The following is a 10,337-nucleotide window of genomic DNA, read 5'->3' as shown; positions in this document are numbered from 1 at the left end:
TCCCAGGTAAATTTCATGACACGCACATAGTCGGCATCGTCGATGGGCAGCATGAAGCCCAGGTAGCTTTTAGGCGTTAGTGGCTTGTCGATGAACAGAGCGGCAAGCCGAGGGTCTGCTTTGCTGTAATGCAGGGCTTCGTACGTTTCGGTAATCATAAGATCACCTTTGCCTTCGGCAATCAGTCCCGGAATTTCGGCGTTTTTGTCATGCGTGCTGACTTTGGCTTGCTTCAGGTTTTCAAGTACAAATGTTTCATTCGTGCCGCCTGGGTTTTTGATGACGTGCACCGAGGCTTGATTCAGATCGTCTACCGATTTGTACTTGGACGCTTCGCTTTTACGCACCAAGGCGACTTTGCCAAATGGCGCATAACCAGGCAGCATTTCTACTTTCGAAATGCGTGCTGCCGTGCGAGTAATGCCGCCGACAGCGACATCGAATTTGTCCGATGCCAAATCCGTCAACAAATTGGGCCAGGAGGTTTGAACGTACTCTACCTTCACGCCAAGCTGTTTGGCCATGGCTTCGATAACGTCAATATCATGGCCTTCATAGCCGCCCTGGGCCGTTTTAATTGCAAACGGACGATAGTCGCCCGGTGTACCCACACGGATGGTCTTACTTTCCATGATTCGGTCTAAACGGGGGCCTGCCTGGGCCGTTGCGGCAAGAGTCACCGCGGCGGCTAGACCTATACAAAAACGGAATATGCGCTTCATAGATGTACCTTTTTTTATGGTTGTCGGGTAGCGTCAAGGCATCGCGACGGAAAAATAATCGGGATTCAATCAGCGCTTAATGACGCTGACGAATTCCGATTGTAGGCTGGTTATAGGCCATTGTGGTGCTGAAATCTGCAGGCAGATGGATCTGGCTGCTATGGTTTCGCTGGCGGTATTTTCGTCATGTTTTGTTCCCATGATGCCAACGGCAAAGGGGGCGTGGATTGCCATATCCGTTTGAGGACGGCGGGAAGTTCGGCGGTTCCGCGTTGACTCGGCCAATAGGCAGGGGTAATTGCAACCCAGTCGCTGCCTGGACCGGTACGCCGCGCGATATGGAATCGAAAAGAATAGAAGCCGCCACCCAGCCCCATGCGCAGGTCAGTGACGATCAGTTGATTTTCGATTTCGTCATAGCGCAACCAATTGTCGGTAAACCATTGCAGTCCGGCAAGCTGGGTGGAACCGGGAAGTGCGCTGGCCAGATGGTTGTTCAATGGGCGACGTATGCTTTCGCTGGGGCCGGTGTCCAGCACGCTGCGTACCGTTTCAACATAGCTGTCGTCGTCGATTTTTGCGACCACGCGCCACAACAGGATGTTGAATGGTTCGGGGGTGGAGAACATAGCGGTTACCACAACGCCATTGGCGGCCAAGTCTTGCCTTACCTGGGTTTCGATAAGCGATTTGGCACCTACTGACAACGCCAGGTAGGTGGCGCACCAACCCAAAGCCCAGCATAGCGCGATGCGCGCTTTTGTAGATGGGCCCACAATGAATGCCGCCGCAACAGTTAGGAATAGCGGTACGGTAAAGAAGGGATCGATAATGAAAATGCTGGACCAACTGGTGGGCGTGGGCGTCAACGGCCACAATAATTGCGTGCCGTAACTCGTGAAGGCATCCAGCAGAGGATGGGTGATCAGTACCAGCCATAACGTAAGGAAAAGCCGGCCCGCGCCATAATGTGGTGATCGCCGCCAGACTCGGAACAGCACAGTCAGGGCCAGTGCCAGCGCGGTCAGAACGAATATCGAATGCGAGAATCCGCGGTGGTTGATCATGCCCGATACCGGGTCGCCGTAGTCGATAAGTACGTCGAGGTCGGGCAACGTCGCCAGCAATGCGCCTGCCGCCAGAGCCTTGCGCCCGCCATAACGGCCCAGCATGGCGCCCTGTATGCCGGCGCCCAGCACGGCCTGTGTAAGAGAGTCCATAGCTTTTAGTCAATCCTTCCCAGAATCCGCGCTTTCCATAAGCATTCTTCCCACTCCGATTCGGGCTCCGAGTCGTACACAATGCCGCCACCGACACCGAAAATGCCTGAACCTCCGGGCTGCATAGTGATGGTTCGTATCGCTACGTTCAGCGAGCAATCGCCGTTTGGCGCCAGCCAGCCGACGCTGCCGCAATAAATGCCACGAGGCGTATTTTCAAGTTCGCGAATTTTCTTCATGGCGGCGATCTTCGGCGCGCCGGTAATCGAGCCGCAAGGGAAGAGCGCTCGTAGCAAGGTTTCCAGGTTTTTGTCGGGAGCTTGCGCGGTGATTGTCGACGTCAAGGTCCATACGGAAGGGTAGCGCTCAAGTGAAAAAAGCGCTTCGACTTTGACCGACCCCGGCGTCGCCACGCGTCCCAGGTCGTTGCGTAGAAGGTCGACAATCATCAGATTTTCAGCGCGGTTTTTTTCGCTGCGTAGAAGCCCTTGCGCCGACTGATTGTCCTGCACCGGATCGGTATGGCGCGGTGCCGTGCCCTTCATGGGCCTCACCGTCAGCGTCGAGCCTTGGCGGGAGAAAAAAAGTTCGGGCGAGAACGACAGGATATGATGGTCGCCATCTTCGATGTAGGCGGCATGCGCGGCTGGGTGCTGCGCAGCGATTGTCTTGTACAGATCCAGGGGCAGGGCGGATGTTTCAATCTTGATAGGAAACGTATAGTTGGTCTGGTAAAGATCGCCTCGCCCTATGCTAGCTTTAATGTTCTCTATGTTTTCCTGGTATCGGCTTTTCTCGATTTGCGGGTGGGCATGCAAGCTGGCAGCGTTTTCCGCGGCGGGTGGCTCCCATACTGCTACGTTTTTCATTTGTTTGAACACCAGCGCGGTAAGACGTGGGTGTTCGCTGCCGGCTACGCTTGGTGCATTGGAGGCTGGGGTAGATGCCGTCCACGCCACGCCGGGTTCCAGCCATTCGCCCAGCTCGTAGTCCAGCAGCAGCGCCACCCAGCAGCCTTGTTGCTGGGCTGTCTCAATATGCTTGAAAGCGGCCGGCAAGCCGGCCGGGCTCGATACGCTGATGCGGTGGCTGAAGTCGAGCAGTTCCAGCGCCTGCCCCGACAGGCGGTTCTCGAAGCGGCAGAGCATTACTTTGCGGCTTCCAGGAAGGGGCCGAGCACCGCGCCGGTATGGGATTGCTTTTTAAGGCCCACGATATGTTCGGGTGTACCTTGTGCAACCAGGCGTCCGCCGCCATTGCCGCCTTCCGGACCCAAGTCCATTATCCAGTCGGCTTCGGCGATGATGTCCAGGTTGTGTTCGATAACGACAACGGTGTTGCCGGCCTCGACCAATCTGTGCAATACATGGATCAGCTTTTCGACATCGGCCATGGACAGGCCCACGGTAGGCTCGTCCAGCACATATAAGGTATGCGGGATGCGCGATGCACGGCCCGTTTTGATGACCCCGTCAGTCAGCCTGGCCTTGGTCAGCTCCGTTACCAGCTTGATGCGCTGTGCTTCGCCGCCAGACAGAGTAGGCGAGGGCTGACCCAGTGTTAAATAACCCAGGCCGACATCCTGCATCAATTGCAGCGGCCGCGATATTTTTGAATGAGCGGCAAAGTAGGAAATGGCTTCGTCTACTTCCATTTTCAGTACTTCGCCTGCGTTTTTGTCGCGCCATGTCACGTTCAACGTGTCGCGGTTGAAGCGTTCGCCGGTGCAGGCATCGCATAGCACTTTTACGTCGGGCAAGAAGCTCATTTCTATGGTGCGCAAGCCTTGGCCTTCGCAGACTGGGCATCGCCCTTCACCGGTGTTGAACGAGAAACGGGCTGCCGTCCAGCCTCGTATGCGGGCATCGCGCGTTTCGGCAAACAGCTTGCGGACGTCATCCCAGAAACCGATATAGGTAGCGGGGCAGGAACGTGGTGTCTTGCCTATAGGGGTCTGGTCGACTTCCAGTACCCGGTCTATGTGTTCCCAGCCGGTGATCTCCACACAGCCATGCCAGGCAGGAGCCTGACGTTGCGATACCGCTTGCGCCAGGTTGTCCAGCAATACGTCGCGCGCTAACGTGGATTTGCCAGAACCCGACACGCCAGTGACCACGGTAAGGCGACCTATCGGCAGGCTGGCCGTGACATTGTGCAGATTATGCAGATGGGCTTTGCTGATTTGGATCATGGGTGTGTCAGCGGTAACCGGCCTGCGCGCCTGCAAGGGATGTGACAGAGGTTTCTTCAGGTAGCGCCCTGTGACAGAGGTGGGGCTGTCGATGATGTCTTGCGCTGTGCCTTGGGCCACCACCATGCCGCCGCGCACGCCGGCGCCAGGGCCGATATCGATAATATGAGAAGCGCGCCGTATGGTGTCTTCGTCATGTTCGACCACTACCAGCGTATTGCCATTGCCTTCCAGCGCGGCCAGTGCATTGAGCAGGATCTGGTTGTCGCGCGGATGCAGGCCTATCGTAGGCTCGTCCAGCACGTAGCACACGCCTTGCAGGTTCGACCCGAGTTGGGCGGCAAGCCTGATGCGTTGCGCTTCGCCGCCTGACAAGGTGGGCGCGGCGCGGTCTAGCGCCAGATAACTTAGTCCGACTTCATGCATGAAGTTAAGCCGGCCTTTGATTTCGGTAAGAATATCGCGGGCGATTTCCACTTCGCGGCCTTTGCTGATCAGGCCGGAAAAGAAAGTTTGCGCATCGGACACAGGCAGGGCGGCCAATTCGGCAATCGACCGGTCGCGCCAGCGAAATGCGCGCGAAACAGGGTTGAGCCGCGCGCCATGGCAACTGCTGCAGGTTTCGGTGCTGCCTTCGTACCATGAGTTCCACGCGGTTTCTTCGCCAGTCTGCTCGGCATCAAACCCGGCCAGTTGCACGCCAGTGCCAAAGCAGCTTGTGCACCAGCCATGCTTGGAGTTATAGGAAAACATGCGTGGGTCGGGCTCGGGAAAGCTGGTGCCGCAACTGGGGCAGGCACGCTTGACCGAGAAATGGCGGTGTTCCGAAGACTGACTTGGCTCGCCCAGGCGTCGTTCATCTATGCTTGCGTCGGCGCCGTCGGTCAAACCGACCAACACGCTCAAGCTGCCCTGACCATGTTCAAGTGCGCTGCGTACGGCTTCGCGCAGGGCAGGTTCGTGATTGGGATCAACGATCAGGTCGGCGATGGGCAGGTCGATATTATGTTCTTTGTAGCGGTCCAGACGCGGCCATGGCGCCACCGGGATGAATTCGCCATCAACGCGCAAATGCGTATAGCCTTTACCTGCGGCCCATTTGGCCAAGTCGGTGTAATAGCCTTTGCGCGCAACCACCAGCGGCGATAGCACGCCGATATGTCGGCCTTTGTAATCGCGCAGCAATTGGGCCACGATCTGCTCGGCCTTTTGCGGCTCTACGGGAACGTCGCAGGTGGGGCACATTTGCGTGCCCAGTTTTACGTACAGCAAGCGAAGGAAATGATGGATCTCCGTCATGGTGGCGACGGTGGATTTGCGTCCGCCGCGGCTGGTGCGCTGCTCAATGGCGACAGTAGGCGGAATGCCGTAGATGGCGTCTACATCGGGTTTACCGGCTGGCTGGACGATGGCGCGCGCATAGGCATTCAGCGATTCCAGATAGCGGCGTTGGCCTTCGTTGAACAAGATGTCAAAGGCCAAGGTCGATTTTCCAGATCCGGAAACACCGGTGATCACCGTGAAGGTGTCGCGAGGAATGCTGACGTTGATGCCTTTCAGATTATGTTCGCGGGCGTTGAGAATATCGATGCTCAGCGCTTGGCCCCGCTGGTTTTTCACCAGAGTTTGCAATGGCGTCCCGTTTTCGTCGGCATATTCGACCACCGGCTCAGCCGCCAGGCGCGCCTGCTGTGATTTGTCTTCGTACACGATGGCGCTGGTGTAGTCGACGAGCGCCTGGCCAGTATGCGAATCGGTGTTTTTCATAAGGTCTTCGGGGGTGCCGATACCGACCACCATACCGCCAGCGTCGCCGCCCTCGGGGCCCAAGTCGATCACCCAGTCGGCTGCCCTGATGACATCGAGGTTATGCTCAATAATCAGCAGTGAATGGCCCGCTGCCAGCAGTTTGCGGAAGGCGCGCATTAGCCTGGCTACGTCGTCGAAGTGCAGGCCGGTTGTGGGTTCGTCAAACAGGAACAGGCTGCCCTTTTTTGCGACTTTGGCTGATGAGATGCCGCTGCGTGTTGCCGCCGCCAGATGGCCGGCCAGCTTCAGACGTTGGGCCTCGCCGCCCGAAAGCGTGGGTACGGGTTGCCCCAGGCGCACGTATTCCAGGCCGACATCGGCCAGTGGCGCCAAGCCCCATTGCACGTCGCGCAGCCCGCTGAAAAACGCCAATGCTTCGCTGACCGTCATCCCCAGTACCTGGTCAATAGATGCGCTACGGCCCAGATGTTCTACTTTGACTTCCAGGATTTCAGGACGAAAGCGCTTGCCATCGCAATCGGGGCAGCGCAGGTAGACGTCTGACAAGAACTGCATTTCGACATGCTCGAAGCCCGTGCCGCCGCATGTGGGGCAACGGCCATCGCCGCTATTGAAACTGAAGGTGCCTGCGGTATAGCCGCGTTCCTTGGATAAGGTAGCCTGCGCAAAGAGCTTGCGGATAGCGTCGAAGGCGCCCACATAGCTGGCTGGGTTGGAGCGTGCCGTTTTGCCGACGGGGGTTTGATCCACCATGACGACATCGGCCAGCTGTTCAACACCTAGAAGGTGGGTATGTTCGCCGGGCGCTTCTGTCGGCTTGCCCTTTTGCTTGAGAATGGCGGGATACAACACATCCTGAATCAGTGTTGACTTGCCCGACCCGGATACGCCTGTGACACATACCAGGCGGCCCAGGGGGATAGACACCGAGACGTTCTTGAGATTGTTGGCATTGACGCCTTCGAGCACCAGGCGGGGCGTATTGGGGGCTACCGGCATAGGCCGGGGCGCTTCGACGCGCAGGCGTCCGCCAAGGTAATTGCCCGTAAGCGTGTCGGCATTGCGCAAGCCTTGCGGCGTACCGTCGAACACAATTTGTCCGCCGCGCTCGCCAGGCCCGGGGCCGATATCCATGATGCGGTCGGCGGCGATCATGACTTGCGGATCGTGCTCGACAACCACCAGGGTATTGCCATTGGCGCGCAACCGGTGCATGACTTCCACGACCCTGTGCATATCGCGTGGATGCAGTCCGATAGAGGGTTCATCGAGCACAAAGAGGGTGTTCACCAGCGAGGTGCCTAATGCGGTGGTCAGATTGATGCGCTGTACCTCGCCGCCCGACAGAGTTCGGCTTTGGCGATCCAGCGATAAATATCCCAGGCCCACATCGCACAAGAATTTCAGGCGAGTGCGCACTTCATTAAGCAGCAATTCGATGGCTGCGTCGATGCTGGCGCCAAAACTGATGTCGAAGAAATGTTGGCGCACCCGGTCGATAGGCAAGCGCATCAAGTCATGTATGCCCAAGCCCGGCAAGCTATTCAATTGTTCGCGGGTCCAGTCGGCATGCACGGGCATGAAGCGGGCATAGGCGCCGTCGCTGTCAGCCGCAGTGTCATTGCCCAGGCGCCATAGCGTGGCGTCTGGCTTAAGCCGTGCGCCGCCGCAGGTAGGGCAGGGGGTGTAGCTACGATACTTGGACAGCAGCACACGCACATGCATTTTATAAGCGCGTGATTCCAGCCAATCGAAAAAGCGCTGTGCGCCGTACCACTGAGTTTTCCAGGCGTTCTGGCCGCCTTTCCAGTCTGGCGTGCCGTCGATGACCCAGCGCTTTTCCGATTCGGTGAGCGCTTCCCAGGGGGTGTCCAGGCGTACGCCGGCCGCTGGTGCGTATTGCTCCATTTCGGCCTGGCATTCTTTATAGCTGGCGGTTTGCCATGGCTTGACAGCGCCGCCACGCAGCGTCTTTTTCTCATCAGGCACGACTAGCCCGTAATCGATGCCCATGACCCGGCCAAAGCCGCGGCAGGATTCGCAGGCGCCCAAGGGCGAGTTAAAAGAGAACGTGCTGGGCAGCGGGGTGCTGTATTCAATATCGCAATGCGCACAATGCAGGCGATTGCTGAATCGCCACGCAGTTTCCTGTTCAGCGGACTCGCCAACGGCATAGATCGTGATGTGCCCATCGCCTTGTTTTAATGCCGCGTCGAGCGCTTCCATGACCCGTTGCGGTTCAGCAGTACTAAAGCGAAAACGGTCTTGAATGACATACAGTACACGCAGCTTTTCGGGCTTGCCGGCGCGTTTGCTTTTGCCTTTGGCTTTGGTTTTTGGGGCGAGCGGCGTTTGCAGGCGGGTTTCTTCGTGATGAATGCGTGTGTAGCCTTGCTGATCAAGAAAACCGCGCACCTCTTCTTCAGTAAAGTTGGCCGGAATCACGATAGGAAAAGTGATCACCAGCCGTGGGTCATCCGCCTGGGTGCGTACGGCCAACTGCTGTTGAATGGATTCGGGGTTGTCGCGCTGCACTTGCGTCCCGCAGCACTGGCAGTACAAGCGCCCCAGGCGGGCGTACAGCAGCTTCAGGTGATCGTTAAGCTCGGTCATTGTTCCCACGGTGCTGCGCGAGTTGCGCACCGGGTTGACCTGGTCGATGGCGATGGCCGGCAAGATGCCTTCAATACGGTCCACCTGCGGCTTGTCCATGCGGTCCAGAAACTGCCGGGCATAGGGCGAGAAGGTTTCTACATAGCGCCGCTGCCCTTCGGCATATAGGGTGTCAAAAGCCAGGGAGCTTTTGCCCGACCCGGATACGCCTGTCAATACCAGCAGTTCGCCAGTATTGATGGAAACGTCAAGGTTTTTGAGGTTGTTCTGGCGCGCGCCGAAGATGCGAATATGTGAGCTCATGGCATTATGATAATCGTTCTTTTTATAGCCGTTGCCTTTACCCCCTTTTGTGCATTGGGCTTCTTTTAAGGTAGAATGGCGAGTTAACTAATTTTCTAGGGTCGCGTCTTTGCGGGCCTATGCATGTAAAGATCGGAGATCACCATGGCAGAAATCAAACGTACGCGTCGCAACACCCTGGAACGCCGTTGCTTGGGCAAAGCATTCAAGCGCCTTTTCGTGCGCGCACCCAAGGGCGTTTTCAAGATGCTTGAAAAAGTTAAGCGCGCCTAATCGGCTTATGCTGGCATAAGACGTGTTGCGGCCTTTTTAAGGCCGTATTTGTTGCATGGAATATGTCCGGATGTAAGTTAGGCAAGAAAACCGCAGATTCAGCCTCTGCGGTTTTTTTTGGCCTATCATCGCTTGCATCGGCAGCATATATAGAAAATGACCATGCATACTTGGCGCCACCTATTTACGGTCATCACGCCCACCTATAATCGGGCGCATACGCTGGAACGAGTCTATCTTTCGTTGCGCGAGCAATCGTTTCAGGATTTCGAGTGGGTGATCGTCGACGATGGCTCGACCGATGGCACTCGTGCCCTGGTAGTGCACTGGCAACAGGAAGCCAGCTTCCCGATTCATTATGTCTGGCAAAAAAATCAACATAAGAAAACCGCATTTAATCGGGGTGTAAAGAAAGCCAACGGTGAGCTGGTCGTGGTGCTCGACAGCGACGACAGTCTGGATACCAATGCCTTGTATGCGATGGCCGGAGCCTGGGCTGGAATTCCGGAAGCGGAACGGTCCCGCTTCGTTGCAATTACTGGCTTATGTGCGCGTCCTAACGGCAATATTGTGGGCGACATGTTTCCGCGCGACGTTTTTGACGCGACTGCCTTGGACATGACATTCAAGTATCACATCAAGGGCGAAAAATTCGGCTGTTTGCGCACTGACGTACTTTTGCAGTTTCCTTTCCCCGAGGAAATCGCCGGTTTCGTACCGGAAAGCCTGGTTTGGCGCGCTATTGCCCGAGCAGGGTATTTGACGCGGTTTGTGAATCAGGTTTTCAGGGTTTATCACGATACTGCGGATTCGCTGACGAAGCAGGGCAGGGATAGCGGGCAGCAGCATGCGTTAGGTTTATGGCTGCTTGCGCAGGATACGATTGTCGAGTGCTTGCCTTGGTTTCGTTATCAGCCACAGACTTTCTTGATGGCTGCTGCGCGTTATACGCGATTTTCGTTACATTTGCGGCATGTTAATGAGCCTATGCCTCTTGGGCGCGGACTCCGTGGTATCGGGTCGCGTGCGTTGGTGGGCTTGATGTGGCCTGTTGGTGCTTTGCTGTATATGCGCGATCGTGCGCGGGCTTTGTAATGGTCGAGGCTGTCGATTTTATGACGGCTTTGTTCGGCCGGCATTATTCATTATTGTTTCTCATACCTGTTTTGTTCGTTCTTGTGACGGCGCAGTAAGCGGGGTGGGCACGGCGAATCATCGCTGCGGTCCCTGCGGGACTTCCCGGGC

At 56.8% G+C, this 10,337-nt stretch carries 6 protein-coding genes; 2 read left to right on the top strand and 4 right to left on the bottom strand.

All coding sequences use genetic code 11. The annotated features are described in order from the left end of the window. The 4 genes from ABWO67_RS16860 to uvrA form a co-directional block, all read right to left on the bottom strand. Positions 1-722, bottom strand: a 722-nt coding sequence (locus ABWO67_RS16860) for a transporter substrate-binding domain-containing protein (RefSeq protein WP_502930039.1), incomplete at its 3' end; no start/stop codon positions are given. A gap of 158 nt (positions 723-880) precedes the next feature. Further along, on the bottom strand, positions 881-1,942 hold the full coding sequence (locus ABWO67_RS16855) for a metal-dependent hydrolase (RefSeq protein ID WP_353153664.1): 1,062 nt from the start codon (positions 1,940-1,942) through the stop codon (positions 881-883). Between the two features lie 5 nt (positions 1,943-1,947). After that, positions 1,948-3,090 carry an aminodeoxychorismate synthase component I gene (locus ABWO67_RS16850; protein ID WP_353153661.1) on the bottom strand — a complete coding sequence of 381 codons (1,143 nt, stop codon included), beginning with the start codon at positions 3,088-3,090 and terminating at the stop codon, positions 1,948-1,950. Then, positions 3,090-8,819 carry an excinuclease ABC subunit UvrA gene (gene uvrA / locus ABWO67_RS16845; RefSeq protein ID WP_353153659.1) on the bottom strand — a complete coding sequence of 1,910 codons (5,730 nt, stop codon included), beginning with the start codon at positions 8,817-8,819 and terminating at the stop codon, positions 3,090-3,092. The genes ABWO67_RS16850 and uvrA overlap by 1 nt, the downstream gene beginning before the upstream one ends. 144 nt (positions 8,820-8,963) lie before the next feature. Between uvrA and ABWO67_RS16840 the strand changes: the two genes are divergently transcribed. Both ABWO67_RS16840 and ABWO67_RS16835 read left to right on the top strand, forming a co-directional pair. Next, positions 8,964-9,092: a hypothetical protein gene (locus ABWO67_RS16840; RefSeq protein ID WP_264129781.1), complete on the top strand. Its 129-nt coding sequence runs from the start codon at positions 8,964-8,966 to the stop codon at positions 9,090-9,092. A gap of 162 nt (positions 9,093-9,254) precedes the next feature. Beyond that, positions 9,255-10,187 carry a glycosyltransferase family 2 protein gene (locus ABWO67_RS16835; RefSeq protein ID WP_353153670.1) on the top strand — a complete coding sequence of 311 codons (933 nt, stop codon included), beginning with the start codon at positions 9,255-9,257 and terminating at the stop codon, positions 10,185-10,187. Positions 10,188-10,337: the final 150 nt, after the last annotated feature.

Source organism: Pollutimonas bauzanensis (assembly GCF_040393045.1).
Taxonomy (GTDB): Bacteria; Pseudomonadota; Gammaproteobacteria; order Burkholderiales; family Burkholderiaceae_B; genus Pollutimonas; species Pollutimonas bauzanensis_A.
This window is presented reverse-complemented; position numbering and strand designations above follow the sequence as displayed.